Consider the following 26,480-nt stretch of genomic DNA (forward strand, 5'->3'; position numbering starts at 1 on the left):
TCTTGCCGTGGTCCACGTGACCGATCGTGCCCACGTTCACGTGGGGCTTGGTGCGTTCAAACTTACCTTTTGCCATGATTTCTCCAAAAGAGCAAAACCTGTGTTCTGTTTAAGGTCTGCACCCCATTGCTGGCTCGCCCCGCACAGGTGACAGGGCGGCATGGGATCGCAGACCGGCAAAAATCGCAGCTCCTTTTCAGGAGCTGCGATTCAAGAGCCCTCGATTATACAAACAGGCTTACTTGGCGCGTGCGGCGACGATGGCTTCGGCCACGTTGCGCGGAGCTTCGGCGTAATGCTTGAACTCCATCGTGTACGTAGCGCGGCCCTGGGTCATCGAGCGCAGCTGGGTGGCGTAGCCGAACATTTCGGACAGCGGCACCTCGGCCTTGATGGCCTTGCCGCCGCCAACCATGTCGTCCATGCCCTGCACCATGCCGCGGCGCGACGACAGGTCGCCCATCACGGTACCGGCGTAGTCTTCGGGCGTTTCCACTTCCACGGCCATCATCGGCTCGAGGATCACGGGCTGGGCCTTCTTGGCGGCTTCCTTGAAGCCGAAGATGGCGGCCATCTTGAACGCCTGCTCGGACGAGTCCACGTCGTGGTACGAACCGAAGGTCAGCGTGACCTTCACGTCCACCACCGGGTAGCCGGCCAGCACGCCGCTGGTCAGCGCCTCGACCACGCCCTTTTCCACCGCGGGGATGTATTCGCGCGGAACCACACCGCCCTTGATGGCGTCGACGAACTCGAAGCCCTTGCCAGGCTCCTGCGGCTCGACCGTGAACACCACGTGGCCGTACTGGCCCTTGCCGCCGGACTGGCGCACGAACTTGCCGTCCACGTCGGTCACCGTCTTGCGGATGGTTTCGCGGTAGGCCACCTGCGGCTTGCCCACGTTGGCTTCCACGCCGAATTCGCGCTTCATGCGGTCGACGATGATTTCCAGGTGCAGCTCGCCCATGCCGGCGATAATGGTCTGGCCGGATTCTTCGTCGGAACGCACGCGGAAGGACGGATCTTCAGCGGCCAGGCGCGACAGGGCGATGCCCATCTTTTCCTGGTCGGCCTTGGACTTGGGCTCCACCGCCTGCGCGATCACAGGCTCGGGGAAGACCATGCGCTCCAGCGTGATCGGGTTGTCGATGTCGCACAGCGTCTCGCCGGTGGTCACGTCCTTCAGGCCCACGCAGGCAGCGATGTCGCCGGCGCGGATCTCGTCCACTTCGATACGGTCGTTGGCCATCATCTGCACGATACGGCCGATGCGCTCCTTCTTGCCCTTGACCGAGTTGAACACGGTGTCGCCCTTGGAGAGCACGCCCGAGTACACGCGAACAAAGGTCAGCTGGCCCACGAACGGGTCGGACATCAGCTTGAACGCCAGCGCCGAGAACTTCTCGTTGTCGTCAGCCTTGCGCGACAGGTGCTTTTCCTCGTCGTCGGGATCGGTGCCGTTCACGTCGGGGATGTCCACCGGCGACGGCAGGTAGTCGATCACCGCGTCCAGCATGCGCTGCACACCCTTGTTCTTGAACGCGGTGCCGCACAGCATGGGCTGGATTTCGGTGGCGATCGTGCGGGTGCGCAGACCCAGCTTGATCTCGGCTTCGGAGAGGTCGCCCTCTTCGAGGTACTTGTTCATCAGCTCTTCGCTGGCCTCGGCCGCGGCCTCGACCATGTTCTCGCGCCACTTCTGGGCATCGGCCTGCAGGTCGGCGGGGATGTCCTGGTACTCGAACTTCATGCCCTGGGAAGCTTCGTCCCAGATGATGGCCTTCATCTTCAGCAGATCGACCACGCCCTTGAAGTTGTCTTCGGCGCCGATCGGGATCACCACCGGAATCGGGTTGGCGTTCAGGCGCAGGCGCATCTGGTCGTAGACCTTGAAGAAGTTCGCGCCGGTGCGGTCCATCTTGTTGACGAAAGCCAGACGGGGCACCTTGTACTTGTTGGCCTGGCGCCACACGGTTTCGGACTGGGGCTGCACGCCGCCCACGGCGCAGTACACCATGCAGGCGCCGTCCAGCACGCGCATGGAGCGCTCCACCTCGATGGTGAAGTCCACGTGGCCGGGGGTGTCGATGATGTTGAAGCGGTGCTCGGGGTAGGACATGTCCATGCCCTTCCAGAAGCAGGTCACTGCCGCGGAAGTGATGGTGATGCCGCGCTCTTGCTCCTGCTCCATCCAGTCGGTGGTGGCCGCGCCGTCGTGCACTTCACCCAGCTTGTGCGTCACGCCGGTGTAGAACAGGATACGTTCCGTGGTCGTGGTCTTGCCTGCGTCGATGTGCGCAGAGATGCCAATATTGCGATAGCGCTCGATGGGGGTTTTGCGAGCCATGATCGATCCTTTGGTTGATCAGTAAGGGGGGCCGATGCGGGCGCCAGCGGGGCGCAGGCATCAGGCATGGATATGGGGCCTGCCAGAATCCAAGCAAGGCCGCCAGCAAAAAATGCCGGCGGCCTTATGGGTGCATGCCTTGCGCTGCTTAGAAGCGGAAGTGGCTGAATGCCTTGTTGGCGTCGGCCATGCGGTGCACTTCGTCACGGCGCTTCATGGCGCCGCCACGGCCTTCGGTGGCTTCCAGCAGCTCGTTGGCCAGGCGCTGGGCCATGGACTTCTCGCCGCGCTTGCGGGCGGCTTCCTTGATCCAGCGCATCGACAGGGCCAGGCGGCGCACGGGACGCACTTCCACCGGCACCTGGTAGTTCGCGCCGCCCACGCGGCGGGACTTCACTTCCACCATGGGCTTGACGTTGTTGATTGCAACCAGGAAGGTCTCCAGCGGGTCCTTGCCGGGCTGCTTCTTCTCGATCAGTTCCAGCGCGCCATAGATGATGCGCTCGGCCACTGCCTTCTTGCCGCCTTCCATGATCACGTTCATGAATTTGGACAGCTCTACATTGCCGAACTTCGGATCCGGCAGAATTTCACGTTTGGGGACTTCGCGACGACGTGGCATTTTTTACCTCTATCTTGCTTCAGTTGGCATCTTTTCAGACACCGCGAGAGCCAATCCAGGACTCCCACTTACTCGACCCACGCAAACCATTTGCGCTCGGGGTCACTACGCTGGATCTCGCGCCACGCGGGATACAGCACCTTCTTCGAAAAACCGCTCAGGGCCTACTTGGCCTTGGGCTCAGGCCAATTACTTCGCCTTCGGCTTTTTCGCGCCGTACTTGGAACGGGCTTGCTTGCGGTCCTTGACGCCTTGCAGGTCAAGCGAGCCGCGCACGATGTGGTAACGCACACCGGGCAGATCCTTCACACGGCCGCCGCGCACCAGCACCACGCTGTGCTCTTGCAGGTTGTGGCCTTCGCCGCCGATGTAGGAGATGACTTCGAAACCGTTGGTCAGGCGCACCTTGGCGACCTTACGCAAAGCGGAGTTCGGCTTCTTGGGCGTCGTGGTGTACACACGGGTGCACACGCCACGGCGCTGGGGAGAGTTTTCCATCGCGGGGCTCTTGGAGGCGACTTTCTCGACCTCACGCCCTTGGCGAATGAGTTGGTTGATGGTTGGCATTAATACGTCCCTAAACGTGAAAAATTTCGCGTGAAATTTCGCGACAAGCTCGCAAAAAACGAAAACGTGAAACCCTTCGGAAATTCCGAAAAGCCCTCAATCCTAGCACGACTTGCCTGCCAAGGCAAATGCAGCGCCGCCCGCAAGGCCTTGCCCCAGCATGGAAAAAGGCGTGCAGCGCACGCCTTTCCCTTCTTTGCCGCTCCTCATTCAAGAGCGGGTTTGGCCATGCTTACTTGATCCACAGGCGGATCGAATCCCACAGCCGGCCGAAGAAGCCGGCCTCGTCCACCGCCTCCAGCGCCACCAGCGGCACCTCGGCCACCTGCTGGCCATCGACGCTGGCCTTGAGCGTGCCGAGCTTCTGCCCCTTGGCGATGGGCGCGACCAGCGGCTCCTGGCTCACCACCTGGGTTTCCACCTTGCCGCCGCTGCCGGACGGCACGGTGATGACGATGGGCTTTTCGCTGCCCATCTTGACGGTGGACTGCGCACCCTTCCAGGCCTTGGGCGTGGCCACCGCCTGGCCGCCGTCGAACAGCTTGACCGCGTCGTAGGCGGTATAGCCCCAGTTCAGCAGCTTCTGGCTCTCGTTGGCACGGGCGCTGTCGCTGGCCGCGCCCAGCAGGATGGAGATCAGGCGGCGCTCGCCGGCATTGGGCACGGAGCGCTTGGCCGTGGCCACCAGGCAGTAGCCGGCGGCGGCGGTGTGGCCGGTCTTGAGGCCGTCCACGGTCGGGTCGCGGAACAGCAGGGTATTGCGGTTGGTGCCATTGGCCTTGGGCGTGCCCGGGTAGGTCCAGTGCTTGGTGGAGTAGTAGTGCATGTACTCCGGAAAGTCCTGCATCAGCCGCGTGGCGAGCACGCTCAGGTCGCGCGCCGTCGTGGTGTGGCCCGGCATGGTCAGGCCCTCGGGGTTCTTGTAGCTGGTGTTGCTCATGCCCAGCGCCTTGGCCTGCTCGTTCATCAGGCGCACGAAGTTCTCCTCGGTGCCGCCCACGCCCTCGGCCAGCGCCATCGAGGCGTCGTTGCCCGACTGGATGATCATGCCGCTGAGCAGGTCGTCCACCTTCACCTGCATCTTGGGGTCGATGAACATGCGCGAGCCGGGCATCTTCCAGGCCTTGGTGCTCACGGGCAGCGTCTGCTCCAGCGTGATCTTCTTGGCGCGCAGCGCGTCGAACACCACATAGGCGGTCATCAGCTTGGTGAGCGAGGCCTGCTCCACCGGCGCATCGATGTCCTTGGCGGCCAGCATCTGGCCGGAATTCACGTCGAACAGCAGGTAGTTGCGCGCCGCGACCTCGGGCGGCACCGGCTGGGCCAGCTGCGCCAGGGCAACGATGGGGGCGAACAGGGCTGCTGCGGCCCAGGAGCGCGCACGGGGCAGGAAACGAGGGTTCATGATCAGATTCAAAATCAGTGGCAAATTCAAAGCGGCGCGCTCAGGTGGCGCATGACCAGGCTCTTGAGCAACGGCAATTGTCCGTGGAAAAAATGCCCGCCTCCGGGGATGACGGTGACAGGAAGTATCTGCGGCCGCGCCCACTCCATCACCGCGGCCAGCGGCACGGTATCGTCGGCCTCGCCGTGCAGCACCAGGGCGCGGCCATGCGCCTCGGGCGGCAGCGCGGCCACCTGGAAGCGCGAGGCCGCGGTGCCGACGAACACCAGCTTGTCGATCTGCCGCCGGCCCCAGAGTTGCGCCAGCGCATGGCTCATCACGAACGAGCCGAACGAGAAGCCCGCCAGCGCCAGCGCGCCTTCGGGCGCCAGCTGCTGCACCAGCGCCAGGAAATCCTCGCGCTCGCCCTGGCCCGCGTCATGCTCGCCCTGGGTGGCGCCCACGCCGCGAAAATTGAAGCGCAGCGTGTTCCAGCCGCTTTGCACCAGCGCGCGCGCCAGCGTCTGCACCACCTTGTTGTCCATGGTGCCGCCGAACAGCGGGTGCGGGTGGGCAACGATGGCCGTGCCGCGGGCCCCGGCCTGCCCCGGCGGCAGCTGCGCGGCATCGCGCGCCACCTCGATGAGGCCGACCGGGCCGGCGATCGTGAATCTTTCCGTCTGCGCGTTCATATCGAACCATTCATGTCGCTATCAACTCAATAGCTGCTTGCGTAATATACAGCTGCACCAACGCCTGATTTTCAAGCAAGGTTATCGACCCACGTCCGGCGGCAGCAGCAAGCGCGTCACCACCTCGCCATTCTTCAGGTGCGATTCCACGATCTCGTCGATATCGCTCTGGTCGATGTAGGTGTACCAGGCGCCCTCGGGATAGACCACCGCCACCGGGCCGCCCGCGCAGCGGTCCAGGCAGCCGGCCTTGTTGACGCGCACCTGCCCCGGGCCTGCCAGCCCCAGGGCCTTGACACGCGCCTTGCAGTGATCGAACGCCTGCTGCGCGCCGTGGTGGGCGCAGCTGTCCTCGCCGTTGGTGCGGTCGTTCAGGCAGAAAAAGACATGGTGCCGGTAGTAGCCGGCGGGAGAGGATGGACTCGAATCGTTCATGCGTTCACCATTTCACTGTGGCAGGCTATTGTGGCACCGCAGCGGCCTTCACCGGCTTGCGCGCCAGGCGCAGCAGCGCATAGGCCAGCGTGGCCAGCGGCCAGCCCCAGCCCAGCCACTGGCTCAGCCCGAAGAAGCGGATGAAGCGCCCCTGCTCCCAGGCCTGCAGCGTCTCGGCATAGTAGGGGCTGGCGGGCGCCTGGTTCAGCAGGTTCAGGAACACCATCAGCCCGACCAGCAGCAGCAGCACGCACCAGCGGCGCGGCACGCTCAGCTGCAGCAGCGCCAGCACCAGCGCGAGCGCGGTACCCATGCGCGCCGACATGCCCAGCCAGTCCCAGGCATGGGCCGGGCCATAGCTCAGCGCCGCCGACAGCCCGGTCACCGCGATGCCGCCCAGCACCACCAGGCAGGCCACCACGCAGCGGCGCCACATCTGGTTCATGGCGCTGAAGGCCAGCCAGCAGGGGATCAGCAGGCCCAGCATCACGCAGACCAGCTCGCCGATCGGCGACAGCGGCTGGGTGGCCGGCGCGGCCGCCGGCATCCAGGCCTCGAAGGCGGTGTTCTCCAGCAAATCGACGATCCAGCCCAGCGCCCGCTCGAACACCTGGCCCAGGCCGAACGGCAGCGGCGGCGGAAACAGCAGCGCCAACGGCCACAGCAGCAGCAGCACGATGGCGCCATGGGCGTCGGTGGCAAACCAGCGGTCGCGGATGTCGCTCCAGCGCCGCAGCAGCCCGAGCCAGTGCGCCGCCAGCGCCAGCAGCGCGCCCAGCAGCGTGCCCGCGGCATTGAGCAGCCAGTCCATGTTGGAGGACACGCGCTGCGGCAGGAAGATCTGCAGGAACTCCATCGCGAACGACAGCAGCGTGCCCAGCGCCAGGGCCAGCAGCCAGCCCGAGCGCAGCCAGCCGCGGCGCATCCAGCCCAGGCACAGCAAAAAGCCCAGCGGGGCATAGCCGGCGATGTTGATGCCGAGGTCGAACCAGGTCCAGTACGGCGGCGGTATCTTCGCCAGGAAGAACTCCAGCGGCGAGATGCCCTGGGTGCGCCAGCCCTCGAACGGGAACAGGCTGGCGAACACGATCAGCGCCGCATACACCAGCGCCAGAGGCCAGGCGATGGTGCGCTGCTGCGAAGAGGAATTCATTAGAACGGCTTGACGACCACCAGCACCACGATGGCCACCAGCAGCAGCACCGGCACCTCGTTGAACCAGCGGAACCAGCGGTGCGAGCGCGTGTCACGGCCGCTGCGCAGCCCGCGCAGCAGCCGCGCGCAGGCATGGTGGTAGCCCAGCACCAGCAGCACGAAGAACAGCTTGGCATGCATCCAGCCGTTGCCCGGGCCCTTGCCGATGCCGTAGCCCAGGTACAGCCACAGCCCCAGCGCCAGCGCGGGCACGGCCAGCATGGTGGTGAAACGCAGCAGCTTGCCCGCCATCAGCAGCAGCCGGCCGCGTTCGGCCACCGAGCCCGGCGGCACCATGGCCAGGTTCACGTAGATGCGGGGCAGGTAGAACAGGCCGGCGAACCAACTGGCCACGAAGACGATGTGAAAGGCTTTGACCCAGAGCATTCGGCACAGTGTAGTGCCTGTATGCAAACCGGCGCATGGACGGTGCACGAATGGCGCACAATGTGCGCCATGCATTTGTCCAGCCCCCCGCCCTTTCCGCTCAGCCGCCCGCGCCGCCTGCGCCGCGATGCCTTCACCCGCAACCTGGTGCGCGAGCACCGGCTCAGTGCGCATGACTTCATCTACCCCGTCTTCGTGCACGAAGGCAGCCAGCTGCGCCAGCCGGTGCCCTCGATGCCCGGCGTGGACCGGCTGAGCCTCGACCTGCTGCTGCCGGTGGCCGAGGAATGCGTCAAGCTGGAGATCCCGGTGCTGGCGCTGTTCCCCAGCATCGACGCGGCGCTGAAGACGCCCGATGGCCGGGAAGCCGCCAATCCCGACGGCCTGATCCCGCGCGTGGTGCGCGCGCTGAAAAAGGAATTCCCCGGGCTCGGCGTGCTCACCGACGTGGCACTCGACCCCTACACCAGCCACGGCCAGGACGGTGTGCTCGACGAGACCGGCTACATCCTCAACGACGAGACGGTCGAGATCCTGACCGCCCAGGCCCTGGCCCATGCCGAGGCCGGCGTGGACATCGTCGCGCCCAGCGACATGATGGACGGGCGCATCGGCGCCATCCGCGAGGCCTTCGAGACCCAGGGCCATATCTACACCCGCATCATGGCCTACAGCGCCAAGTACGCCAGCGCCTTCTACGGCCCGTTTCGCGACGCGGTGGGCACGCGCGGCGCGCTGGGCAAGGCCGACAAGAACGTCTACCAGATGGACCCGGCCAACACCGACGAGGCGCTGCGCGAGGTGGCGCTCGATCTGGCCGAGGGCGCCGACATGGTGATGGTCAAGCCCGGCATGCCCTACCTCGACGTGGTGCGCCGAGTGAAGGACGAGTTCAAGGTACCCACCTTCGCCTACCAGGTCAGCGGCGAATACGCCATGCTCAAGGCGGCGGCCGCCAACGGCTGGCTCGACCACGACGCGGTGATGATGGAGGCCCTGCTGGCCTTCAAGCGCGCCGGTGCCGACGGCATCCTGACCTATTTCGCGCTCGATGCCGCGCGCCGCCTGGCGCAGCCAAAGTAAGGCGCCGTGAATCCCCCTGCCAGCGCGTTGCGCGCCTTCCACATCGACGGCGGCGAAGCCACCGAATACGCGCAGATGCCGCAGCAGCTGCCCGCGCAGGGCTATGTCTGGCTGGCCTGCTCGCGCAGCCACTTCGGCGAGCAGCTGGCCGCCGTCCAGGCCGCTTTGCAGAACCTCGCCGGCATGCCGCTGGTGGACCTGCACGTATCCGACCTGCTGAACGCGCAGCTGCCCTCGCACTACGACTACACCTCGCAGTACGACCTGCTGGTGATACGCCGCATCGCATCGCCTCCCGACAAGGCCTCGAGCGCCGCGGTGGCCGAGGTGGTGCGCCGCGCCCGCAGCCAGGAGGCCGACGAGCGCGGCTGGGCCCCGCCCGCGATAGACACCACGCCGGTGGGCTTCGCCGTGTGGGACCGCGTGCTGCTGTCCGTGCACCCCGACGACTGCACCGTGCGCGACGGCTATGCGCGCCGGCTGCTGCAGCTGGCCGGCGCGCCCGCCGCGACCGCCGGGCAGGCCGAACCCGATATCGCGGTGCTCTCGCGCAGCACGCAGGACCGGCTGGCGCGCGAAGACCAGGCCCAGCGCGTCGCCGGCCGGGTGGCGGCGCAGCGGCTGCCGCTGTCGCCGGCCGACCTGATGATGCGCATGGTCAACCTCATCGTCGACGGCTACCTCGACCTGCGCCGCGAGCTGTCGCGGCACCTGGACCTGTGGCAGAACGCGCTGCTCAAGCCGCGCGGCCGCTTTGCCGACTGGTCGGCGCTGCTGGAGGCGCGGCTGGCGCTGCACCACCTCGACGAAATCTGCGAAGACCAGCGCGCCGCGGTGCAGGACTGGGTGGACACGGTGGAAGCCTGGCCCACGCCGCAGGACGCCGCCGGCCAGCGCGCGCTCGAAGCGCTGCGCGTGCGCAGCCGCGACGTGCTCGAACACATCGAACGCGTGGTGCACCACGTGCGGCGGCTGGAGCAAAACACCGAGACCGCGGTGCAGATGCACTTCAACGTGCAGAGCAACCGCGCCAACGACATCATGCGCACGCTCACCACCATCACCGCGATCTTCCTGCCGTTGAACCTGATCGCCGCGATCTTCGGCATGAACTTCGAGTTCATCCCCTTCGTGCACGCCAGGGACGGTTTCTGGTGGGCCATGGGCACGATGGGCGTGATCACCGTGGCGCTGATCGCCTACTTCACGCGCAAGCACTACCTGGCGCGCACCGAGAAGTGAAATCTGGGCGTTTTGCGTTGAGCGTGAAGGCCGCAGAACGCAAAACGCTCAAGCTCTTAGCCACAGTCACGCACCCGGCACATATTCCACGTTCGAGACCTTGAAAGGGCTGGCCCTACCACCGGTAGGTGGCCGTAGCTATCGCCTTGCGCGGCTCGCCGTAGAAGCAGCCATAGGTGCAGTTGCCGATGTAGGTCTTGTCAGTGAGGTTGTTGACGTTCAGCGCCAGCCTCCAGGGGCCCGTGGTGTAGCTGACCATGGCATCGAACAGCGTGAAGGCGGGCACGGGGTTGTTGGTCTGGCTGCGCGTGCTGCCCACATAGCGCATGCCGGCACCGATCTTCAGGCCCGGCAGGCCGAAGCTGCCGAAGTTGTAGTCGCCCCAGATCGAAAGCTGGTTGTAGGGCACGCCCGGGGAGCGCAGGCCTTCCTGTTCAGGCTGCAGCGGGCTGGCCTTGATGGTGGACGCATCCGTATAGGCATAAGCCAGGATGAGGTTGGCATTGCGGCCCACGGCGGTGCGGGCCTCCAGCTCGAAGCCGCGCGAGCGGACCTCTCCCTGCTGGATGCTGTAGGTCTGGGTGGGGTCCTGCGGGTCGGCGACGAGCACGTTCTGGCGCGTCAGCTGGTAGACGGCAGCCGAGATCAGCATATTGGAGCCCTCGGGCTGGTAGCGTACGCCGGCCTCGTACTGTTGGCCCGTGGTCGGCTTGAAGCGCGAGCCCAGGCGGTCGCTGCCCGAGGTCGGCTCGAAGGATTCGCTGTAGCTCAGGAAAGGGGCCCAGCCGTTGCCGGCCAGGTAGACCAGGCCGGCACGGCCCGTGAAGGCGTGGTTCTTCTCGTTGTCCGCGGATTTCGCGCCGGTGAAGAAGTTGCTCTCGTCGTAGCGGACGGAGTCATAGCGCCCGCCCAGCAGGACCACCCACTTGTCGTTGATCTTCATCTGATCCTGGGCATACAGGCCCATGCGCTTGGCCGTGCTCTTCCAGGAATACGGGTTCTGTGTGATCTCGGTGCCCATGGGGCTTCCATAGACAGGGTTGTAGAGATCGATGTTGCCGATGCTGCGCGTGTAGCGCTCGCTTTCGTGGCGGGGCGCCGAATAATCGAAGCCCACCAGCATGGTGTGCCGCACGCTGCCAGTCTCGGCCTGGTATTCGAGCGAGGTATCGGAGACCACGGCGGAGGAGCGGTCCCACCGCGGTGCCACGCCCCGGTATGCCGTGGTGCGCTGGTCGTCCGCCAGGCCGGAGATCCAGATGGACGCGTATTCGTTGTCCGCCTTCATGTAGCGCAGGCTGTTCCTCAGCTTGACTCTGTCGTTGAAGGCGTGCTCGAACAGATAGCCGATGGAGAAGCGGTTCAGTTCGAACTTGTCGTAGCCCGGCTCCCCCACGAACAGGTTGCGCGGAAACCGTCCGTTGATGTTGGGCAGGATGGTGCCTTCCTCGGGCAGCCCGTAGATATAGGCCGAGCGGTCCTTCTGGTAGTCGGCCAGGATGGTCAGCGAGGTCGCTGCATTGGGCTGCCACTTGAGCGCCGGCGCGATGAAGAGCCGGTCGTCGGGCGTGTAGTCCACGAAGGAATTGCTGTCGCGCTTGAGGAAGGTCAGCCGGTAGGACCATTCACCGTCCTTGTCCAGCGAGCCACCGAAGTCGCCGGAAACCTGCTTGCGGCTGAAGCTGCCGACCTCGACATTGAGCTCGTGCAGGGGCGTGGAGGTCGGGCGCTTGCTCACCGTGTTGATGATGCCGCCCGGCGCGGCAGAACCGTAGAGCACCGATGCGGCGCCCTTGAGCAGCTCGATGCGCTCCAGGCCGTAGGGCTCCTGCTGGCCGTTGAAGATGTTGACGGTGTACTTGGTGCCGTCGCGGTACTGGTTGCCGTTGCCGTCAAGCTGGAAGCCCCGCACGATCAGCGTGTCCGAGGTTCTGTCCAGGCCTTCGGAGCGGGCAACGCCGGCCACATAGCCAAGCGCATCCTGCAGGTTCTGCGACTTGAGCACCTCGATCTCCTCGGCGCCCACCACGGATATGGACTGGGGCGTCTCGATGAGAGGCGTATCGGTCTTGGTGCCCGTCGCGCTGCGGGTGGCGGCATAGCCCTGCATGGGGCCAGCGGCGGATTCGCGCCAGGCATCGTCCCGCACCGTCACCGTGGGCAGTGTCGACTCCTGGGCAGAGGGCGCAGGACTGCGGCGGATCGAAAAGCCGCCGTTGGCAGTGTGCACGGCCTCCAGCGGGGTGCCGGAGAGCATCTGCAGCAAGGCCTGCTCCAGCGTCAACCGGGCGGCTATGGCGCGGGACTGCTGGCCGCTCACCAGATCGCCCGCGGCGAAGATAGGGCGGCCGGTCTGGCGCGACAGCTCGTTGAGGGCGGCCGCCAGCGCCTGCGCGGGAACATGGATGTCGAAGCGCTGGGCGGCCGATGGCGCAAGGGATTGCACAGGAGACTGGGCCCGGGCAAGACAGCCGTGGAAGGCCAGCGGGGCCCCAACGGCAATGGCAAGGGCGGTGCTGAGCAGATGGTGACGAGGCGGAGAACACATGGTTGAAAAGGTTCCGGATGCATTGGACAAGAGCTGTTTCGAAAGCGGCGCGAGCGCCCGTTCCTGCACGGCAGCCACACGCCACACAGCAAAGACGTACGGGACAGCGAAACGGAGACAGCGGCTTGCAGTTTTTTGCAGGCTCAGAGCGCCTGCAGCTGCACTCGGCCGTCGGCCAGCTGCCGCACCCTGAGCGGCAATATCGACGGCAGCACGGCCAGCAGGCCGGCCGAGTCGTTGGCGCGGAAACGCCCCGTCAGCCGCAGCGCGGCCACGCGCGCGTCGGCAGCCTCGATGGGCTGGCTGCGGTAGGCGTTGACCGTGGCCAGGGCCTCGGCCAGCGGGGTGTTCTCGAAGACCAGCCAACCTTCGCGCCAGGTGGACAGCGTGGTGGCATCGGCCTGGCGCACGGCCTCGGGCTGGCCGTTGCGGATGTCCAGGATCTGGCCGGGCAGCAGGTCGAGCGTTGCCCCGGCTGCGCCAGCCGGGCCCTGTGCCCGCCGGCCGAGCACCCGCACCCTCACATGGCCGTGCTCCACGCCCACGGTGAGCGGACCGCCGCGGTCGCGCACGGTGAACACCGTGCCCACCACCTCGATGCGGGCCTCGCGCGTCAGCACCTCGAAGGGCCGGCCGGGGTCCGGGGCCACCTCGAAACGCACCTCGCCGCCGGACATGGTCACGCTGCGGCGCTGGCGGTAGAGCGCTACCGCGATGGCGCTGCGCGGCGCCAGCTCCACGCGGCTGGCCTGCAGGGTGCCCGGGACGTCGGCCAGCGTGACCTTGAGCATCTGGGCAGGGCCAGTGGCATAGGACGCGGTGTGCAGCGGCTGCTGCCAGTACCAGTAGGCGCCCCGGCCCGCCAGCGCGCCGGTGCCCAGCAGGCCTGCCACCGACAGCAGCAGCTTGCGGCGCTGGCGCGAGCCGGCGGCGCGTGCGGCATTGCCGGCCAGCAGGGCCGATTCCTGGAACTGCTCGCGCAGATCGCCGGACATGCCGCCCAGCAGGCTCCAGCGCAGCAGCGCCTCGCGCGCGGCCGCCTCGTGCCTGGCCGATTTCTCGCGCCAAGCATCAAGGCTGGAGCGGGCCTGGCCGGCCTCGGCGGCGGGAGCGATTTCGCTTTGCACGATCAGCGCCAGCGCATGCTCCACCATGCGTTCGCTAGGTGCGCTTGCCATGGGAGAGAGGGTCAGGACGCATCGTCGCGCAGTCTACCGTTGCCGAAGTCCATGGCGCCGGACAGGCCCGGCTCCTGCAGCAGCTCCGAGCGCAGCTGGGCAAGCACGCGCGAGCAGTCGAGCGTGGCGCGCACCATGTGCTTGGCCACGGCCATCTCGCTGATGCCAAGCTGTGCGGCGATTTCTGCGCGCGTGTAGCCATGGGCACGGAACAGGATGAAGACCTCGCGCCGGCGGGCCGGCAGCTTCTCCAGCGCCGCCACGACGCGCATCAAGACCTGGCGCTGGGCCGCGAGACATTCGCTCGATGGCGCGCTGTGCTGCAGCACCAGCTGCTGGCGCGTCCATTCATCGGCAGTCTTGCGCCTGCGCGCATCGTCGATGCACAGATTGCGCGCCACCCGGAACAGCAGGGCACGCGGGGACTCGATGGCGGAGCCCGCCTTCGCGCCGCTGCGCAGACCCATGGCATGGACATAGACACGCTCGAAACTCGACTGCGCGATGTCGGCCGCATGGTGCGGATCGCGCAGGTCGCGCGTGAGCTGGCGGCGCAGATCGCCGTAGTGGGCCACGAGTTCCTGGATCAGGTCACGCATCCGGATACCTGCCTTTGCACAAGGGCGATGGATGGGAATCCCGGGTCCGGGCGGATGCGGCGGCAGGCATGGGATTCAGCGGTGCGGAAGATTCGGCATCAGATGCAAATGGTTTGTATTCAAATTATGGCATGGCTGCTGCATGCAAACGCTTGCGCCGCACGCATCGCGCCGGGTATAGTGCTGCCTGACACTCGCCCATCCCCGCACACCATGCCGCGCCATTCGCTCGCCGCTCCATCGCCGGACCTGTCCGGGCATGCGGCCCTGCGCCCAGGGGTGCGGCATCCCGCGCGGACCGGCCACTGCGCACCGCCCCCGCATTCATCCGCCCCGCCGCCGCCCCGCGTCTGAGCACATCGCTTCGCGGGCTGCCGCCAGCCTCATCTGGCTGCGGCAATCTGGTCTTCTTTCCGGATGAATGTCAATGAACCAAACCACCAATTCGTGGGCGCAGCATGGCGCCATGGGATGCTTTGTGCTGCTGTGGGGCAGCGCGGCCTTGTTCACCCGCTGGGGGCTCGACCACGGCACGCCGCTGGCCATGCTGCTGGCGCGCTTTGGCGTGGCGCTGCCGCTGCTGCTGGCCGTGGGCTGGCGCCGCAGGGCCTGGCGGCTGCCGGCCGCGCAATGCCGCCAGGTGGTGGCCACCGGCCTGCTGCTGGTGGGCGGCTATTCGCTGTGCTACTTCCTGGCGATGCACCACGGCGTCACGCCGGGGCTGATCGCCACCATCCTCGGCACCCAGCCGATCCTGACCCTGCTGCTGACCGAGCGGCGCTTCGGTGCCGCCCGCCTCGCGGGACTGCTGCTGGCGCTGGCCGGGCTGGCGCTGGTGGTGCTGGCCAGCCTGCTGAAGGCCCGGCTTTCGGCGGCGGGCCTGGGTTTCGCGCTGGGCGCGCTGGCCTGCATGACACTGGGCTCGCTGCAGCAAAAGCGCATCACGCTGGCGCCGCTGCAGGTGCTGCCCGCCCAGTACACGGCCAGCCTGCTGCTGTTCGCGCTGGCCGCGCCCGTGCTGCCAGTGCAGTCTGACGGCAGCGCCGCGTTCTGGGCCGCCACGCTGTGGCTGGCCTGCGGCATCTCGGTGGTGGCCCAGCTGCTGCTGTACCGCCTGATCCAGCGTGGCAACCTGGTCAACGTCACCAGCCTGTTCTACCTGGTGCCGGTGGTCACCGCGCTGCTGGACTGGTGGCTGCTGGGCAACCGCATGCCGCTCACCGCCTGGGCCGGGCTGGCCGCCATCGTGGCCGGCATCGCACTGGTGTTCCGCCGGCGCGATGCCGCCTGAGGCAGCTCAGCCCAGGTGCTTGGCGAAGAAGCCCATGGTGCGTGCCCAGGCCACCACCGCGGAGGCCGCGTCGAACGAGCCGCGCTGGTCGCAGTTGAAGCCGTGGTCGGCCTGGTACACATGCACCTCCACCTCGGGATGCGCCTGCTCGAAGGCTTTCACGCTGTCCAGCGAGATCCAGTGGTCCTTCTCGCCGAAATGCGCCATCACCGGGCATTGGGGCTGGCGCGCCACCTCGGCGGGCGTGGTCATGCCGCCGCCATAGTAGGGCACGGCGGCCGCCAGGCCCTTGAGCTCGCAGGCCGCGCGCCAGGCCAGCAGCCCGCCCCAGCAAAAGCCGGTGATGCCCACCTTGCCGCCGCTGCGCCTGGCGGCCTCGTCGATGCAGGCCTGGATGTCCAGCATCACGCCGGGCGCGGGCAGCGCTTCCACCGCGGTCTTGAGCTCGAAGCCCGCGCCCATGTCGGCCTCGGTGTAGCCCAGCTCCACATTCGACTTGACGCGCGCGAAGGTGGCCGGCGCGATCGCCAGGTAGCCGCCCGCGGCCACGCGCTCGGCCACCGAGCGGATGTGCGAGTTCACGCCGAAGATCTCCTGCACCACCACCACCGCGCCGCGCGGCTTGCCCTCGGGCTCGGCGATGTAGGCCGGAAACACCTGGCCGTCGGAAGATTTCAGATCTACAAAATTACCCATAGCGATAGCTCCTTGCTGAAACAGGTTCGATGGTGATGCCGTGCCCGATTATGGCGCCGCGCATTGCGCCGAAGCCGCCGGGCGAGTCGCCATGGCGAGCGGTGCCACCACGAGAATCATGGCCAGCCCGCCGTACACGGCCGCCATGCCCAGCGCCGATTGCGGATTGACCAGGTGCACGCCTGCCGACGAAAAGACCGAAGTCAGCAAGAACGCCAGCCCGCCCGCCAAGCCGCCCGACAACGCGGCATTTTGCGGAAACATGGACAGCACTTTCGCAAAGTGGATGTTGAACACCATGCCCGCAGCCACATGGATGCAGAAGGCCACTGCGGCCATTGCCTCCAGTGAAGGCCACGAGGCCGGCAGCCTGGCGGTCAGTGCCAGCAGCACGATGCAGCAGGCCATCGCCACCAGCGCCGCCCGGTGCTTGCTCAGGAGCGAGTGCGCAATGGTGGCCCTGGCGACGAGGCCGCCGCACATCCAGGCCAGCCCCATCAGCAGCGCCAGCGAGCCGGTGGTGGTGGGCGGGCGGTGGTACACGGTCTCGACGATGAAGGGCGAGGCCATGCTCCAGCCCATCACCATGGCATACGAGGCGCTCACGCACAGCACGCCGAGCCCGAAAGGCCTATGGCTCACGATGCCCCAGGCCCGGGCCGCCACCTCGCGCAGCTGGATGGGTTGCGGCCTGGCCAGCGTCTCGCCGCCGCCCGCGCACTCCAGTACCAGTGCCAGCACGGAAAACACCGCCAGCACGACAAAATTGGCGCGCCAGCCCCAGTGCATCTGCACGAAGCCGCCAATGAACGGCGCGCATATGGGGCCCAGGGACCACACCACGGTCATCCAGGTCAGATAGCGATGCAGCGCGGCTCCCTGGAACACATCCACGAAGAATGTGCGCTTGCCCACCACGGCCACCGCACCCATCACGCCCTGCAGCAAGCGCAGCGCGCAGATCAACCGGATGTCGTCGCTGGCGGCGATGGCCGCGCTCGACAGCGCGAACAGCGCCAGCGCCACCAGCGTGGGGCGCCAGCGGCCAAAGCGGTCGAGCAGCACGCCCACCACCAGTTGCCCCAGGCCGTAGCCGGCGATGAACAGAGTGAGCGTGAGCTGGATCTGGGCCGCCGTGCTGCCCAGGCTGTGGGTCATGGACGGCATCGACGGCAGATAGATGTCGGTGCCGATGCCCGATAGCGGGATCAGCAAGAAGGCCAGGAAAACGCCGAACGAGGCGTTGTCAGCAGTGATTCTTCGCATGGAATGCCTATGCCGGAAAATGAAGAAGGTGCCAGTGTGTTGGCATTTTTAGACTGGTACAAGATTCTGCTTAGCCTAGGCTTGAAAAGTCTATACTGCACTGCACCATACCCACTCAGCCCTCACGGTACCGTGCCATGACAACGCCTGCATCACTTGCCGCCAATGTCCCGCCCCCCCATGCGGACTCCACTCCGTCGCAGGAACTGGGGCGCTTTCTGCGCGCGCGCCGCGAGAGCCTGGCCGCCGCCGCGATGGGGCTGGCACGGCATGGACGGGTGCGCACGCCGGGCCTGCGGCGCGAAGAAGTCGCCCAGCTCGCCGGCATAGGCGTGACCTGGTACACCAAGCTGGAGCAGGGCCGCGAGGTGCAGCCTTCGCGCCAGGCGATCGAATCGATCGCGCAGGCGCTGCAATGCAACGACGATGAACTGCGCCATCTGCTGGCCCTGGCGGGCATCAAGCTGGAGCAGCCGCCCCAGGCTCCCGCAGAAGGGCAGACCTGCCTGCACACGCAGTTGCTGGACAAGCTGCTGCCCTACCCCGCGCAGCTGCAGAACGCGGCCTTCGACATCCTGGCGGCCAACTCGGCCTACGAGCGCTTGATGGGGGTTTCGCTGCAGCGCCTGCCGGCCTTGCAGCGCAACTGTCTGTACATGAACCTGTTCAATGCCCAATGGCAGCGCGTGGTTCGCCACGAGCCGCTGGCGACCGAGCGGATGGTGGCCATGCTGCGGGCGGCATCCACCCAGCAAAGCGGCGACCCCGCCATCGCCGGGCGGCTGGACTACTTTCTCGCGCATTCGCCTGCCTTTCGCAACGCCTGGGAGCGCTACCAGGTGCGAAGCCCCGAGAACCACGAGAAGACTTTCGACCACCCCACGCTCGGCCTGATTCGCCTGCGCCAGACCTATTGGTGGTCTGCGCCGCGCAGCGGCATGCGCATGGTGATCTATCAGCCCGTGGACGATGCCGATGCCCGAGCGCTGGAGCGGCTGGCCACGCTGCCCGCGCCTTGAATAAGATAGGGCCTCCATCGACCCTGGATCACCATGACCCCTATCGTTCTCATCACCGGTGCCAGCCGCGGCATCGGCGCCGCCACCGCCCTGCTCGCAGCCCGCCACGGCTGGGATGTCGCGGTGAATTACAGCGCCAACGAAGACGCCGCCGGCGAGGTGGTGCAGGCCGTGCAGGCCCTGGGCCAGCGCGCCATCGCAGTGCAGGCCGATGTCGCCGACGAGACGCAGGTGCTGGCCATGTTCGCGCGCGTCGACGCCGAGCTCGGGCGCCTGCGCGCGCTGGTCAACAACGCCGGCGTGGTCGACCGCGCCCAGCGCCTGCAGGACATGGACCTGGCGCGCTGGCGGCGCATGTTCGACATCAATGTGATGGGCAGCTTTCTGTGTGCGCGCGAGGCGGTGCGCCGCATGAGCACCACCGAGGGCGGGCGGGGCGGCAGCATCGTCAACGTGTCGAGTTCGGCCGCGCGCCTGGGCGCCGCCCACCAGTATGTGGACTATGCGGCGGCCAAGGGCGCGATCGACGTGATGACGCTGGGCCTGGCGCACGAAGTGGGCCCGCAGGGCATTCGCGTCAACGCCGTGCGGCCGGGGCTGATCGAAACCGACATCCATGCCAGCGGCGGCCAGCCCGACCGCGTGGCGCGCCTCGCGGCCACGCTGCCGCTGCAGCGCGGCGGCAGCGCGCAGGAGGTGGCCGAGGCCATCTACTGGCTGATGTCGGACCACAGCAGCTACTCCACCGCCGCGATCATCGATTGCTCGGGCGGCCGCTGAGCCAAGCTCATGCAAGCCGCCCTGCCCCATCTGCTGCTGGTCGAGGACGACCCTGCCATCGCCCGCACCGTGAGCTATGCGCTGTCGCGCGACGGCATCCTCGTGACGCACTGCCTGCAGCTGGCCGATGCCCGGCGCCAGTGGCAGGCCGCGGCCTACGATGCGCTGCTGCTGGACGTGGGCCTGCCCGACGGCAACGGGCTGGACTGGTGCCGCGAGCTGCGCGCGGCCGGCAGCGCCGTGCCGCTCTTGGTGCTGAGCGCGCGCGGCGAGGAGATGGACCGCGTGCTCGGCCTGGAGCTGGGCGCCGACGACTACCTCACCAAGCCCTTCAGCCCGCGCGAGCTGGTGGCGCGCACCAAGGCGCTGCTGCGGCGCTCGCAGCGGTTTTCGCAGCCCGCCGCGGCACCGGCGGCCTGCGCCTTCGAGATCGACGCCGCCGGCCAGCGCGTGCGCCTGCGGGGCCGGCTGCTGGAGCTGACGCGGCGCGAATACCAGCTGCTGTGCTGCCTGCACGACGGCGCGGGCCGCATCCTCAGCCGCGAATGGCTGCTCGACCATGTCTGGGGCCAGGACAGCGACAGCACCGACCGCACCGTCGACACTCACATCAAGACCCTGCGCGCCAAGCTGCGCGCGGTGGCGCCGCAGCAGGAGTTCATCGCCACACACCGCGGCATGGGCTACAGCCTGCAGACCGCCGGGTGACGCGATGCGCCTGGGCCTGCGGCTGTTCTTCGCCTTCTTCCTGATCAACGGCCTGGCCGCGTTCTTCGTGCTGCGCGTGTTCATGGTCGAGGTCAAGCCCAGCGTGCGCAAGGTGACCGAGGACACGCTGGTGGAGACCGCCTACCTGCTCGCCGCGCTGGCCAGCGACGAGCTCGCCAGCGGCGCCCTGGCCGGCGGCGGCGCCAGCCGCTTCGCCCAGGCGGTCGACGCCTATGCCCGCCAGCCCATCCAGGTCTGGATCTGGGATACGCGCAAGACCAGTCTGGAGCTGCGCGTCACCGTCGCCGATGCGCACGGCCGCGTGCTGTTCGACTCCCGGCACATCGACACCGGCGCCGACTACTCGCAATGGCGCGACGTGCGGCGCACGCTGCGCGGCGAGTACGGCGCGCGCACCACACGCGCGGTGGCCGAGGACGAGGCCAGCAGCGTGATGTACGTGTCCGCGCCCATCCTGGTGGACGGGCGGATCGCTGGCGTGCTCACCGCGTCCAAGCCGGCCAGCTCGGTGCAGCGCATCATCGACGGCGCCGAGCGCAAGATGCTGCGCGGCGGCCTGCTGTTCCTGCTGCTGTCGGCCGCCGTGGGCCTGGCCGTCACCTTCTGGCTGGTGCGCAACGTGCGCCGCCTGCGCGACTATGCCCAGCATGTGCAGGCGCCCGCGCTGCAGGGCGCGGCCGGCCACGCGCCGCCGCCCGTGCCCCGGGTGCCCGGCGAGCTGGGCGAGCTGGCCCGGGCGATGGAGCACATGCGCGTGCGGCTCGAAGGGCGCGACTACATCGAGGAGTATGTGCGCGCACTCACGCACGAGCTCAAGAGCCCGGTGGCCGCCATCCGCGGCGCGGGCGAGCTGCTGCAGGAGCCGCTGCCCGATGCCGACCGCCAACTCTTCGCCCAGCAGGTGGTGCAGCAAAGCGAGCGGCTGCAGAACCTGGTGGAGCAGCTGCTGCGCCTGAGCCAGCTGGAGCAGCGCCAGCACCTGCAGGCCGCGGCGCACTGCGAGCTGCTGGCCTGCGCGCGGGACGCAGTCGCCCAGCTCACGCCGGCGGCGCAGCAGCGCGGCATCCGGCTCGCGCTGCAGGGCGGCGCCAGCACCGGGCCGTGGGAGCACGAGCTGGTGCTGCTCGCCATCAGCAACCTGCTGCAAAACGCCATCGACTTCGCGCCCGCCGGCAGCACCGTGAGCGTCGAAGTCGGCCCGCACCGCGTGGCGGTGCAGGACGCCGGCCCCGGCGTGCCCGAGGCGCTGCTGGCGCGGCTGGGCGAGCGCTTCTTCACCACGCCCCGGCCCGATGGCGAGCGCAGCGGCACGGGGCTGGGGCTGTCGATCGTGCAGCGCATCATGCAGCTGCACGGCGGCAGCATGCGGGCGGGCAATGCAAGGCCGGGCTTGCGGGTGGAGCTGGAGTTTGGCGAGCATGCTCCACCAAATTGATAGCTACCTGCGCCTGCTACGCCATGCTTTCAATGCAAAAGATATTTGAATTCATTTCCACATATACGAAAACAGCTATCTTTTTAGACTATCGACTTCACCCCCGCTTCACCCACTTCATCCCCGCCACACCCACCTCTCGCAGACTCGGCGCACCACTTCCTCCGAGAAAGCAAGATGTTCAAAAACCGATTCCTGGTGAAAGCCGCCGCGCTGCTGCTCACCTTCGTGCTGCTGATGCTAGGGCTGTCCATGGTGCAAGACGTGGTGCGCGACCGCATCCGCAACCGCGACAACGCGGTGCAGGGCATCGTCGGCAGCCTGGCCGGCCCGCAGACCCTGATGGGGCCGGTGGTGGTGCAACGCTGCACCGAGAGCTGGACCTCCACCAACGCCGACAAGAAGCCCGAGGCCTCCACCCGCGTCTTGCGCCGCTACGCCATGCCCGGCACGCTGGAGCAAAGCGCCGAGCTGCAGATGGATCAGCGCAGCCGCGGACTGCACAAGCTCAGCACCTATGTGCTCGGCAACCGCATCGAGGCGCGCTTTGCCGCGCTGCCCGAGCTGCTGCAGCCCCCGGCCGGCCGCATGCCCAAGGCCCAGGTGAGCTGCGAGGCACCCCGGCTGATGCTGGCGCTGAGCGATCCGCGCGGCATCCGCGATGCCAGCCTGCAAATCAACGGCAGCACCATCGCGCTGCAGCCCGGCACCCGCCACCCCAGCTACCCCCAGGGCCTGAGCGCCGAGCTGCCGCCCGCGCTGCTGAAGGCGCCGCTGCAGGTGGCGCTGACGCTGGAGCTGCTCGGCACCGAGCGCCTGGCCTTCGTGCCGCTGGCCGACAGCAACCAGCTCAGCCTCGCCGGCAACTGGCCGCACCCCTCGTTCGGCGGCAGCTTCCTGCCGTCGCAGCGCAGCGTGAGCGGCGACGGCTTCAGCGCCCGCTGGAGCCTGTCGGCGCTGGCCTCGTCCGCGCAGCAAGGCTTTGCCGACGGCAAGCCGCTGTGCTACGGCGACGGCGCCGGGAGCGAATATGGCGACCATGCCACGGCCGAGCAACGCTGCCTCGAATCGTTCAGCACCACCTTCGTCGACCCGGTGAACCCCTATGCGCTCAGCGACCGCGCCACCAAGTACGGTCTGCTGTTCATCGTGCTGACCTTTGTTGCCGTGGCCATGTTCGAGGTGCTCAAGCAGCTGCGCGTGCACCCGGTGCAGTACCTGCTGGTGGGCTCGGCGCTGTGCAGCTTCTTCCTGCTGCTGATCGGCCTGTCCGAGCACATCGGCTTCAGCCCGGCCTATGGCGTGGCCGCCGGCGCCTGCGTGCTGCTGCTGGCCTTCTATGCCAGCCACATCCTGGGCAGCGCCCGGCGCGGCCTGCCGTTCGCCGGCTGGATCGCGCTGCTCTATGGCTTGCTGTTCGTGCTGCTGCAGCTGGAGCAGACCGCGCTGGTGGTCGGCTCGGTCGCGCTGTTCGCGGTGCTGGCCATCGTGATGGTCGCCACGCGCAAGGTCGACTGGTATGCCTTCGGCAAGCCGGGAGCATGAGCATGCAGCCGAGTACCGCCGCCCTGCGCCAGGCCTGGCAGCGGGCCGAGCAGGCCCGCGACCGCGGCGCCCTGCGGGCGCTGCGCGCCCACATCACCGGCCAGCTGCAGGCCAGCCGCGCCAGCCGCGAGGAACGCCAGCGCTGGCTGGTGCTGCGCTGCGCGCTGGTGCTGCGGCGCAGCCGGTTTTAGGGGTGTTGAGCGTTGAGCAGCCGCACACCGGGCCTGCACGCCAAACGCTCAACGCACGCCTGCCAACCACCGCTCAATCGCCACTCAATCGCCACTCAAGGCGCCGCGCTTTCCTTGCGCCTGGCCACCTCCGGCGGCAGCTCGCGCATGCATTGCAGGTTGGCCTCGCCGAACAGGCTGTCGCACTTGCGCAGCGCGGTTTCCGGCGCCTCTTCGCGCTCGCGCTGCACCCGCCCCTTGGGCGGCTCGGCCAGCGAGGCCGATTGCGCCGCCGCTTTCTGGGCCTGGTGCAGCGCGCGCCGGTGCAGCGCCCCGGCCTGTTCCTTGCATTGGGCCAGCGCCTTGGCGCGCTCGGGGTGGCGGCCCGCCGCCTCGGCCTGCTGCTTGCAGCGCAGCAGCGCCAACTCGTAGTCCAGGTCTGCCCGCGCCGCGGCGGCCTGGTAGCGGTTGTTGGCGCTGGGATGGTGGCGGGCATCCAGCTCGGCGACCGCGATTTTCCGCTGCCCCTCGGCCTGCAGCCGGCACAGGTGGGCCGGCGCCTCGGCCAGGGCCTGGCAGCGCTGCAGCGCCTGCGCCAGCTGGGCATCGATGCGCTTGCGCTCGGCCCGCGTCGGCGCGTCGGCCATCAGGGCCACCGCCACGGCGGCCAGGGCCAGCAATCCGGCCAGCACCAGCCAGCGCGGCCATGCGGGGCGCTTGCGGCGCATGGGGTTCAGCGGCCCAGCTGCTGCAGCCAGCCGTCAAGCTGCCGCCCGGCCTCTTCGGTAGCGGCCACCAGCGCCTGGGTGCCGCCCGCGGCATCGGGCGTGGGCGCGGGGCGCTGCACGGTGAACACGCCCTGGTTCAGCCATTTCTCGCCCCGGGGCGTGATCTCGGTGAGCGTGGCGCGCAGGCGCAGCACGCCCTGGCTGGTGGCGGCGTCGCTGAAGACCTGGCTGAACTCTTCCACATCCAGCCGCAGCATCGCCGGATTGACGCCGGTGGACAGCGCCTGCACCGCGCCGTCGCGGCTCTCCAGCACCGCACGGCCCTCGCTCAGCCGCGACAGCAGGCTTTGCTGGATGAGCTGGGCCGCGGGCCGCGCCCAGCGCGCCTGCGAATAGGGCTTGAGCTGCAGCGCATCGGCATAGGCCAGGCGGTAGAAGATGGGCGTGCCGCCATCGGGCAGGCCCGAGGTCTTGATGCCGGCCAGCACCAGCGGCGCCTGCACCTTGGGGGCGGCGCGCGCGGGGTCGACCTGGGCCGGCTCCTGGCGGGAGCGCGGGCCAAAGTCGTACAGCGCCTGCTGCGCCGGCGGCTGCGGCAGCGCGGAGCAGGCGGCCAGCGCGGCCGCGGCGAGGGGGAGTAACAGTTTCTTCATGGCTTGGCTCCTGGGGCGATGGCCGGCTGCGGCGGCACGAAGCCGGGCTCGCCCGGGCCTGGCTGCAGGCCGCCGGTGCCATACAGCAGCGATTGCGGGTTGCTCTGCAGCGAATCGGCCATGCCGCCCAGGCGGCGGGCGGCGCTGCCCATGTCGTTCAGGGCGCGGTTCATCGTGGGCACGGTGCCGCGGCCAAAGGCGTCGGCCGCATCGCTGACGCTCTGCACCGCGGTGCCCATCTGCTGCACCGGCCCGCCCTGGGCGGACAGGCTGCCCACCGCCTTGCCCACGTCTTCGCTGGTCTTTTGCACCGCAAGCAGGGTCTTGCGCGCGTCCTGCGCCACCGCGGGCAGCGCGGCCAGCGCCGGGTCGAGCTTGGTGTCCACCGTGGCCTGCAAACGGGCGCTGAGCGCCTGCATGCTGCGGGCGGCCTCGCCCACGCTGTGCAGCGCGGCGGTGATCTCGCGCTGGTTCTCGTCGCCCAGCAGCTGGTTGACGCGGCGCGTGGCATCTTCCACCTGCTGCATGATCACCGGGCCCTGCTCGGCGATCTGGCCGAAAGGCGAGGGGCGCAGCGCCAGGCGCGGCGTGCCGTCCTCGCTGGGCGGCAGCGGCATGCCGGGGGTTTCGTCGTCGTCGAGCTGGATGTGGGCCAGCCCGGTCACGCCCTGGTAGCCGAGCATGGCGTAGGTGGTCTGCGACAGCGGCGCATGCTCGTTGACCGCGATGCGGATGAGCACGTTGCCGTCCTTCTTGGGATCGAAGCCGATGCGGGTGACGCGCCCCACCGCCACGCCCTTGTAGCGCACCGCCGCCTGCTCCTGCAGGCCGCTGATGCTGGCGCGGGTGGACATCTCGTAGTAGTCGTACTTGGTGTTGTCGCGGCCCATCCACATGGACAGGCCGATCACCAGCGCCGTCAGGAAGACGACGAACAGGCCGGCGGCCAATGCATGCGATTTGTTTTCCATAAGTTATCCCCCTTGCGCAGCAACCGGCACCGGCGCCAGCGCGCGCCGCCCCCGCTCGCCCAGGAAAAAATGCTGGATGAAAGGGTGCTCGAACTGCACCACCTCGCGCGGCGGGGCGCTCACGATCACGCGCTTGTCGGCCAGCACCGCCACGCGCGTGGACAGTGCGTACAGCGTGTCCAGGTCGTGCGTCACCATCACCACGGTCAGGCCCAGTTCCTGGTGCAGATTACTGAGCAGTTCGCAGAATTCGTCGGAGCTGTTCGGGTCCAGCCCGGCGGTCGGCTCGTCCAGCAGCAGCAGCGGCGGGTCCATGATGAGCGAGCGCGCCAGCGCCACCCGTTTGATCATGCCGCCCGACAGGTCGGAGGGCATGCGCGTCGCATGCTCGGGCTTGAGGCCCACCATCTGCAGCTTGACCATGGCCGCGTCGCGCACCACGTCCTTGGGCAGCGTGCCCTGCTCGCGCAGCGGGAAAGCGATGTTCTCGAGCACGTTGAAGGCCGAGAACAGCGCGCCCTGCTGGAACAGCATGCCGATCTGCGTGGCCGCGCCCGCGCGGGCGATCTCGGCCAGCGGCCGGCCCAACACCCGCACCTCGCCCTTGGCCGGCGTGAGCAGCCCCAGCATCTGGCGCAGCAGCACCGACTTGCCGGTGCCCGAGCCGCCCACCAGCGTCAGGATCTCGCCGCGGTAGACCGTCAGGTCCAGGTCCTGGTGGATGGAAAACGCCTTGTCGCCCGAGCCGAACACGGTCCACAGCTTGCGGATCTCGACGACGGGCTCCCTGGAGGCCGGCACGGCGTTCATCTCTGTCCTCCCCAGTGCCATGCTCTGCCTATGGTCCAAGGTACTAGCGCGGCCCATCGGCGGGACGCCGAGCAAGGGCCGCCCCGCAGCAAGGGCGTCGTCCCGCCGG

26 protein-coding genes and 1 pseudogene are annotated in these 26,480 nt (G+C 68.0%); 9 read left to right on the plus strand and 18 right to left on the minus strand.

Features of this window, described 5'->3' with window-relative positions:
• The 9 genes and pseudogenes from ACODRX_RS23025 to ACODRX_RS23065 form a co-directional block, all read right to left on the minus strand.
• Positions 1-76 (minus strand): annotated as a pseudogene (locus ACODRX_RS23025) (GTP-binding protein); the annotation flags it as partial.
• A 162-nt stretch (positions 77-238) separates the two neighbouring features.
• Positions 239-2,347 (minus strand): elongation factor G, encoded by a 2,109-nt coding sequence (fusA, locus tag ACODRX_RS23030; protein ID WP_488873876.1) that lies wholly within the window; start codon positions 2,345-2,347, stop codon positions 239-241.
• 148 nt (positions 2,348-2,495) lie between these two features.
• Positions 2,496-2,969 (minus strand): 30S ribosomal protein S7, encoded by a 474-nt coding sequence (rpsG, locus tag ACODRX_RS23035; RefSeq protein WP_488873877.1) that lies wholly within the window; start codon positions 2,967-2,969, stop codon positions 2,496-2,498.
• A gap of 189 nt (positions 2,970-3,158) precedes the next feature.
• Positions 3,159-3,536, minus strand: coding sequence for a 30S ribosomal protein S12 (rpsL, locus tag ACODRX_RS23040; protein ID WP_488873878.1), 378 nt, complete (start codon positions 3,534-3,536; stop codon positions 3,159-3,161).
• A 232-nt stretch (positions 3,537-3,768) separates the two neighbouring features.
• Positions 3,769-4,941, minus strand: coding sequence for a D-alanyl-D-alanine carboxypeptidase family protein (locus tag ACODRX_RS23045; protein WP_488873879.1), 1,173 nt, complete (start codon positions 4,939-4,941; stop codon positions 3,769-3,771).
• A 26-nt stretch (positions 4,942-4,967) separates the two neighbouring features.
• Positions 4,968-5,612, minus strand: a complete 645-nt coding sequence (locus tag ACODRX_RS23050; RefSeq protein ID WP_488873880.1) for an alpha/beta hydrolase — start codon at positions 5,610-5,612, stop codon at positions 4,968-4,970.
• Positions 5,613-5,693: 81 nt separating this feature from the next.
• Positions 5,694-6,047 carry a (2Fe-2S) ferredoxin domain-containing protein gene (locus tag ACODRX_RS23055; RefSeq protein WP_488873881.1) on the minus strand — a complete coding sequence of 118 codons (354 nt, stop codon included), beginning with the start codon at positions 6,045-6,047 and terminating at the stop codon, positions 5,694-5,696.
• A 25-nt stretch (positions 6,048-6,072) separates the two neighbouring features.
• Positions 6,073-7,200, minus strand: a complete 1,128-nt coding sequence (locus ACODRX_RS23060; RefSeq protein WP_488873882.1) for a VanZ family protein — start codon at positions 7,198-7,200, stop codon at positions 6,073-6,075.
• Positions 7,200-7,628, minus strand: a complete 429-nt coding sequence (locus ACODRX_RS23065) for a CopD family protein (RefSeq protein WP_488873883.1) — start codon at positions 7,626-7,628, stop codon at positions 7,200-7,202. The genes ACODRX_RS23060 and ACODRX_RS23065 overlap by 1 nt, the downstream gene beginning before the upstream one ends.
• A 69-nt stretch (positions 7,629-7,697) precedes the next feature.
• Here ACODRX_RS23065 and hemB point away from each other — a divergent pair, with 69 nt between their 5' ends.
• Positions 7,698-8,711 (plus strand): porphobilinogen synthase, encoded by a 1,014-nt coding sequence (gene hemB, locus ACODRX_RS23070; protein WP_488873884.1) that lies wholly within the window; start codon positions 7,698-7,700, stop codon positions 8,709-8,711.
• 75 nt (positions 8,712-8,786) lie between these two features.
• The gene (locus tag ACODRX_RS23075) at positions 8,787-9,953 is read left to right on the plus strand and encodes a magnesium transporter CorA family protein (RefSeq protein WP_488873905.1); all 1,167 of its coding nucleotides are present in this window, start codon (positions 8,787-8,789) and stop codon (positions 9,951-9,953) included.
• Between the two features lie 115 nt (positions 9,954-10,068).
• On the opposite strand, the gene ACODRX_RS23080 is transcribed toward ACODRX_RS23075, so the two are convergent.
• The 3 genes from ACODRX_RS23080 to ACODRX_RS23090 all read right to left on the minus strand — a co-directional run bounded on the left by ACODRX_RS23080 (position 10,069) and on the right by ACODRX_RS23090 (position 14,278).
• Positions 10,069-12,501, minus strand: a complete 2,433-nt coding sequence (locus ACODRX_RS23080; RefSeq protein WP_488873885.1) for a TonB-dependent siderophore receptor — start codon at positions 12,499-12,501, stop codon at positions 10,069-10,071.
• 143 nt (positions 12,502-12,644) lie between these two features.
• On the minus strand, positions 12,645-13,679 hold the full coding sequence (locus ACODRX_RS23085; RefSeq protein WP_488873886.1) for a FecR family protein: 1,035 nt from the start codon (positions 13,677-13,679) through the stop codon (positions 12,645-12,647).
• Between the two features lie 11 nt (positions 13,680-13,690).
• Positions 13,691-14,278 carry an RNA polymerase sigma factor gene (locus ACODRX_RS23090; RefSeq protein WP_488873887.1) on the minus strand — a complete coding sequence of 196 codons (588 nt, stop codon included), beginning with the start codon at positions 14,276-14,278 and terminating at the stop codon, positions 13,691-13,693.
• Positions 14,279-14,699: 421 nt separating this feature from the next.
• Here ACODRX_RS23090 and ACODRX_RS23095 point away from each other — a divergent pair, with 421 nt between their 5' ends.
• Positions 14,700-15,569: a DMT family transporter gene (locus tag ACODRX_RS23095; protein WP_488873888.1), complete on the plus strand. Its 870-nt coding sequence runs from the start codon at positions 14,700-14,702 to the stop codon at positions 15,567-15,569.
• 6 nt (positions 15,570-15,575) lie between these two features.
• Here ACODRX_RS23095 and ACODRX_RS23100 read toward each other — a convergent pair whose 3' ends face one another.
• A complete protein-coding gene (locus tag ACODRX_RS23100) occupies positions 15,576-16,265 on the minus strand; it encodes a dienelactone hydrolase family protein (protein WP_488873889.1) in 690 nt (229 codons plus the stop codon).
• 48 nt (positions 16,266-16,313) lie between these two features.
• Complete coding sequence (locus ACODRX_RS23105) at positions 16,314-17,531, minus strand: MFS transporter (RefSeq protein ID WP_488873890.1); 1,218 nt, start codon at positions 17,529-17,531, stop codon at positions 16,314-16,316.
• Positions 17,532-17,668: 137 nt separating this feature from the next.
• Between ACODRX_RS23105 and ACODRX_RS23110 the strand changes: the two genes are divergently transcribed.
• From ACODRX_RS23110 to ACODRX_RS23135, 6 genes are all read left to right on the plus strand, one after another.
• A complete protein-coding gene (locus ACODRX_RS23110; RefSeq protein ID WP_488873891.1) occupies positions 17,669-18,550 on the plus strand; it encodes a helix-turn-helix transcriptional regulator in 882 nt (293 codons plus the stop codon).
• Between the two features lie 33 nt (positions 18,551-18,583).
• Positions 18,584-19,330 (plus strand): SDR family oxidoreductase, encoded by a 747-nt coding sequence (locus ACODRX_RS23115; RefSeq protein ID WP_488873892.1) that lies wholly within the window; start codon positions 18,584-18,586, stop codon positions 19,328-19,330.
• A gap of 9 nt (positions 19,331-19,339) precedes the next feature.
• Positions 19,340-20,038 carry a two-component system response regulator CreB gene (gene creB, locus ACODRX_RS23120; protein ID WP_488873893.1) on the plus strand — a complete coding sequence of 233 codons (699 nt, stop codon included), beginning with the start codon at positions 19,340-19,342 and terminating at the stop codon, positions 20,036-20,038.
• 4 nt (positions 20,039-20,042) lie between these two features.
• A complete protein-coding gene (gene creC / locus ACODRX_RS23125) occupies positions 20,043-21,494 on the plus strand; it encodes a two-component system sensor histidine kinase CreC (RefSeq protein ID WP_488873894.1) in 1,452 nt (483 codons plus the stop codon).
• A gap of 177 nt (positions 21,495-21,671) precedes the next feature.
• Positions 21,672-23,039, plus strand: coding sequence for a cell envelope integrity protein CreD (gene creD / locus ACODRX_RS23130; RefSeq protein WP_488873895.1), 1,368 nt, complete (start codon positions 21,672-21,674; stop codon positions 23,037-23,039).
• Between the two features lie 2 nt (positions 23,040-23,041).
• On the plus strand, positions 23,042-23,230 hold the full coding sequence (locus ACODRX_RS23135; protein ID WP_488873896.1) for a hypothetical protein: 189 nt from the start codon (positions 23,042-23,044) through the stop codon (positions 23,228-23,230).
• 95 nt (positions 23,231-23,325) lie between these two features.
• Here ACODRX_RS23135 and ACODRX_RS23140 read toward each other — a convergent pair whose 3' ends face one another.
• From ACODRX_RS23140 to ACODRX_RS23155, 4 genes are read right to left on the minus strand one after another with little or no spacing between them, the layout of a single operon-like run.
• Positions 23,326-23,937 (minus strand): hypothetical protein, encoded by a 612-nt coding sequence (locus ACODRX_RS23140; protein ID WP_488873897.1) that lies wholly within the window; start codon positions 23,935-23,937, stop codon positions 23,326-23,328.
• 5 nt (positions 23,938-23,942) lie between these two features.
• A complete protein-coding gene (locus ACODRX_RS23145) occupies positions 23,943-24,590 on the minus strand; it encodes an ABC-type transport auxiliary lipoprotein family protein (RefSeq protein ID WP_488873898.1) in 648 nt (215 codons plus the stop codon).
• Positions 24,587-25,561 carry an MlaD family protein gene (locus ACODRX_RS23150; RefSeq protein ID WP_488873899.1) on the minus strand — a complete coding sequence of 325 codons (975 nt, stop codon included), beginning with the start codon at positions 25,559-25,561 and terminating at the stop codon, positions 24,587-24,589. The genes ACODRX_RS23145 and ACODRX_RS23150 overlap by 4 nt, the downstream gene beginning before the upstream one ends.
• A 3-nt stretch (positions 25,562-25,564) precedes the next feature.
• Positions 25,565-26,392, minus strand: a complete 828-nt coding sequence (locus ACODRX_RS23155) for an ABC transporter ATP-binding protein (RefSeq protein WP_488873900.1) — start codon at positions 26,390-26,392, stop codon at positions 25,565-25,567.
• Positions 26,393-26,480: the final 88 nt, after the last annotated feature.

It is taken from the genome of Comamonas sp. FG99, from assembly GCF_057808605.1.

What these genes read in the sequence shown, in the direction of transcription:
- fusA (WP_488873876.1), bottom strand. Translation starts at nt 2,347, where the DNA reads ATGGCTCGCAAAACCCCCATCGAGCGCTATCGCAATATTGGCATCTCT.
- rpsG (WP_488873877.1), bottom strand. Translation starts at nt 2,969, where the DNA reads ATGCCACGTCGTCGCGAAGTCCCCAAACGTGAAATTCTGCCGGATCCG.
- rpsL (WP_488873878.1), bottom strand. Translation starts at nt 3,536, where the DNA reads ATGCCAACCATCAACCAACTCATTCGCCAAGGGCGTGAGGTCGAGAAA.
- ACODRX_RS23045 (WP_488873879.1), bottom strand. Translation starts at nt 4,941, where the DNA reads ATGAACCCTCGTTTCCTGCCCCGTGCGCGCTCCTGGGCCGCAGCAGCC.
- ACODRX_RS23050 (WP_488873880.1), bottom strand. Translation starts at nt 5,612, where the DNA reads ATGAACGCGCAGACGGAAAGATTCACGATCGCCGGCCCGGTCGGCCTC.
- ACODRX_RS23055 (WP_488873881.1), bottom strand. Translation starts at nt 6,047, where the DNA reads ATGAACGATTCGAGTCCATCCTCTCCCGCCGGCTACTACCGGCACCAT.
- ACODRX_RS23060 (WP_488873882.1), bottom strand. Translation starts at nt 7,200, where the DNA reads ATGAATTCCTCTTCGCAGCAGCGCACCATCGCCTGGCCTCTGGCGCTG.
- ACODRX_RS23065 (WP_488873883.1), bottom strand. Translation starts at nt 7,628, where the DNA reads ATGCTCTGGGTCAAAGCCTTTCACATCGTCTTCGTGGCCAGTTGGTTC.
- hemB (WP_488873884.1), top strand. Translation starts at nt 7,698, where the DNA reads ATGCATTTGTCCAGCCCCCCGCCCTTTCCGCTCAGCCGCCCGCGCCGC.
- ACODRX_RS23075 (WP_488873905.1), top strand. Translation starts at nt 8,787, where the DNA reads ATGCCGCAGCAGCTGCCCGCGCAGGGCTATGTCTGGCTGGCCTGCTCG.
- ACODRX_RS23080 (WP_488873885.1), bottom strand. Translation starts at nt 12,501, where the DNA reads ATGTGTTCTCCGCCTCGTCACCATCTGCTCAGCACCGCCCTTGCCATT.
- ACODRX_RS23085 (WP_488873886.1), bottom strand. Translation starts at nt 13,679, where the DNA reads ATGGCAAGCGCACCTAGCGAACGCATGGTGGAGCATGCGCTGGCGCTG.
- ACODRX_RS23090 (WP_488873887.1), bottom strand. Translation starts at nt 14,278, where the DNA reads ATGCGTGACCTGATCCAGGAACTCGTGGCCCACTACGGCGATCTGCGC.
- ACODRX_RS23095 (WP_488873888.1), top strand. Translation starts at nt 14,700, where the DNA reads ATGTCAATGAACCAAACCACCAATTCGTGGGCGCAGCATGGCGCCATG.
- ACODRX_RS23100 (WP_488873889.1), bottom strand. Translation starts at nt 16,265, where the DNA reads ATGGGTAATTTTGTAGATCTGAAATCTTCCGACGGCCAGGTGTTTCCG.
- ACODRX_RS23105 (WP_488873890.1), bottom strand. Translation starts at nt 17,531, where the DNA reads ATGCGAAGAATCACTGCTGACAACGCCTCGTTCGGCGTTTTCCTGGCC.
- ACODRX_RS23110 (WP_488873891.1), top strand. Translation starts at nt 17,669, where the DNA reads ATGACAACGCCTGCATCACTTGCCGCCAATGTCCCGCCCCCCCATGCG.
- ACODRX_RS23115 (WP_488873892.1), top strand. Translation starts at nt 18,584, where the DNA reads ATGACCCCTATCGTTCTCATCACCGGTGCCAGCCGCGGCATCGGCGCC.
- creB (WP_488873893.1), top strand. Translation starts at nt 19,340, where the DNA reads ATGCAAGCCGCCCTGCCCCATCTGCTGCTGGTCGAGGACGACCCTGCC.
- creC (WP_488873894.1), top strand. Translation starts at nt 20,043, where the DNA reads ATGCGCCTGGGCCTGCGGCTGTTCTTCGCCTTCTTCCTGATCAACGGC.
- creD (WP_488873895.1), top strand. Translation starts at nt 21,672, where the DNA reads ATGTTCAAAAACCGATTCCTGGTGAAAGCCGCCGCGCTGCTGCTCACC.
- ACODRX_RS23135 (WP_488873896.1), top strand. Translation starts at nt 23,042, where the DNA reads ATGCAGCCGAGTACCGCCGCCCTGCGCCAGGCCTGGCAGCGGGCCGAG.
- ACODRX_RS23140 (WP_488873897.1), bottom strand. Translation starts at nt 23,937, where the DNA reads ATGCGCCGCAAGCGCCCCGCATGGCCGCGCTGGCTGGTGCTGGCCGGA.
- ACODRX_RS23145 (WP_488873898.1), bottom strand. Translation starts at nt 24,590, where the DNA reads ATGAAGAAACTGTTACTCCCCCTCGCCGCGGCCGCGCTGGCCGCCTGC.
- ACODRX_RS23150 (WP_488873899.1), bottom strand. Translation starts at nt 25,561, where the DNA reads ATGGAAAACAAATCGCATGCATTGGCCGCCGGCCTGTTCGTCGTCTTC.
- ACODRX_RS23155 (WP_488873900.1), bottom strand. Translation starts at nt 26,392, where the DNA reads ATGGCACTGGGGAGGACAGAGATGAACGCCGTGCCGGCCTCCAGGGAG.